This window comes from Sedimentitalea sp. XS_ASV28 (assembly GCF_041224545.1).
Taxonomy (GTDB): domain Bacteria; phylum Pseudomonadota; class Alphaproteobacteria; order Rhodobacterales; family Rhodobacteraceae; genus Sedimentitalea.
Genome location: NZ_JBGFGP010000128.1, coordinates 1 through 1,938 on the forward strand (window position 1 = coordinate 1; position 1,938 = coordinate 1,938).

The 1,938-nt window shown below is 54.9% G+C and carries 2 protein-coding genes, 1 tRNA gene and 1 pseudogene; 2 read left to right on the forward strand and 2 right to left on the reverse strand.

Annotation, left to right across the window (positions count from 1 at the left end; translation table 11 throughout):
- Positions 1-591, reverse strand: a pseudogene (locus AB9K34_RS10890) (AraC family transcriptional regulator); the annotation flags it as partial.
- Between the two features lie 403 nt (positions 592-994).
- Between AB9K34_RS10890 and AB9K34_RS10895 the strand changes: the two are divergent.
- Together AB9K34_RS10895 and AB9K34_RS10900 are read left to right on the forward strand one after the other, a co-directional pair.
- A tRNA-Asn gene (locus AB9K34_RS10895) sits at positions 995-1,069 on the forward strand.
- Positions 1,070-1,286: 217 nt separating this feature from the next.
- Entirely contained in the window at positions 1,287-1,703 is a 417-nt protein-coding gene (locus tag AB9K34_RS10900) for a hypothetical protein (protein WP_369954456.1), read from the forward strand.
- 100 nt (positions 1,704-1,803) lie between these two features.
- Here the strand turns inward: AB9K34_RS10900 and AB9K34_RS10905 are convergent.
- On the reverse strand, positions 1,804-1,938 hold a 135-nt coding region (locus AB9K34_RS10905; RefSeq protein ID WP_287883799.1), incomplete at its 5' end, for a transposase.

A 1,938-nucleotide genomic window follows, 5' to 3' on the forward strand; every position in this document is an offset into this window, starting at 1 on the left:
ATATCGAAACAGGTCGTCGCGGTTTCGAAACCGCGACGCTTCGACCGTGCCGGTTTCGCTGCCAAAGACCATCCGGATGAAATCAAACAGGTAGTCGGCGGAAAAACCGGTTTCGGTTTGTGTATCTTTCGCGAACAGGACCGTGTTCAGGCTGCCATGCAGCACATGTCCGGCGCCGATCTTGCGCCCGGCCACGGGAAAGGAGCTGCGCTCGTCAAGGAACAGCCCACGCGGAAGATGCACGGAAAAGAAGCTGGCATGCCGCCCGCTGAACGCCATCATCGCGGTTTTGGTCGAGTCCAGCAGGAGACATTCGCCAGACGTCAGGACCTCTTCTCGCTGGTTGTGCGACACCGCGGTCTCACCGGTTTTCTGATACAGCAGGAACATGTATTCCTGATCGTCGCGACGGATACCAAGACGCGACCGATGGATATGTTCGATCGTGCACTCGATTTCGGCAATATCCACTCCGAGCCGGGCGCGCTTGACGAAATTTCCGATTTGCTTGCGCGCGCCGCGTGTGGGTTCGGTGTGGAAGCGGCCGCAATTGGTTAGAATGGTCTCGTCCCATTCGTCCAGACACATCATCGACGTCGCTCCTCCCGCACACAGGAGAAAGATCGATGCCTGACCGGCCGCAATCCTGTTTCACCCCTGTTTCTCTCGCTCGGCCCGGTCTTGTTATGCCGAACCTGAAGTGGCTTTCCGCTGCCGTGACAGCGAACCCCATCACAGTCCCATATGACAAGCCAGTCAAGAGGATCCTTTTTCACAACACCGCGTGTCGCGCCCTGCGGAGTGACGTGCAACAGCACTCCGCAGGATACCGCGACCCGTTCGCGGACTGTTCACCGGCAGGACCCGTCTTCGTTCAGCAAGATGCTCTCACCTGATCGATGCTCGGCCTGGCAACGCAAAAACTGGAATCGTCAATTTTCGTCAAAATACCACTGGACGACCTATTTGACGATTGCTATACGCGCCGCACCGTTCCGGCGTAGCTCAGCGGTAGAGCAGTTGACTGTTAATCAATTGGTCGTAGGTTCGATCCCTACCGCCGGAGCCAAAAAAATCCGAGAAAGCAGATACTTAGCTTAAACCGCTCTAAGCGGTATTGGTGGATTTTGGCTTGGGGTAACATCTGGGGTAACAGCGGGAGTGAAGAGGAACGCCGTCAGCGCAACCCGAGAATCGGCTCCTAACTCAGCATTCAGCGGTGACGCATCACACTTGTTTCACTATGCAATGCTAGGCTGGGTGCAGTTTTGAGGAGAGACAAGTTTATGGTAATTTTCGGATTGTTCAGAAAATCAAAGAGCAAGAATGAAATTCGCTGCAAGAAAGGCAGAGGCAATACCTTTGAGATAGCGGGCGCAGGCAATTATCAGGCCGAACTTCTTAGGCTTGCGGGCGGTCGAAAGCGTGAATATGGCGTCAGAATTGATGAACAAGCTACACTCAGCCCGGAACCATCGAACCCCCACGATCCCGACGCGGTCGCTGTATTCATCCGAAAAATGAAGGTGGGATATCTCCGCAAGAACGATGCTCCAACCTTCGGAGCTTTCTTGAAGGAAGCCGGTGCAGACCGTGCCAGTTGTAGCGCGCGAATTGTCGGGGGATGGGATGATGGTGAGGGAAACGAAGGCCACTTCGGTGTCAAGTTGTCCCTTTCATGGCCACCTAAGATCGCGATCTAGCTTCGCGACGTGGTTGTGCATATCAGGGTGGAAACAGAATGATAGCTGTAGAGATAGCACCAACGATGACGGATTGGCTTGCTAGTGCAGCAAGCCTAGGTCATGTTGACAAATGGCGGAGCCATAGGCGGATAGATGTGATGTCGATGAAGCCAAGGAAGCTCTCGGCGGTCTTGTCGTAGCGGGTGGCGACGCGCCGGGCGTTTTTGAGCTTGTTGAAGCAGCGCTCGACCAG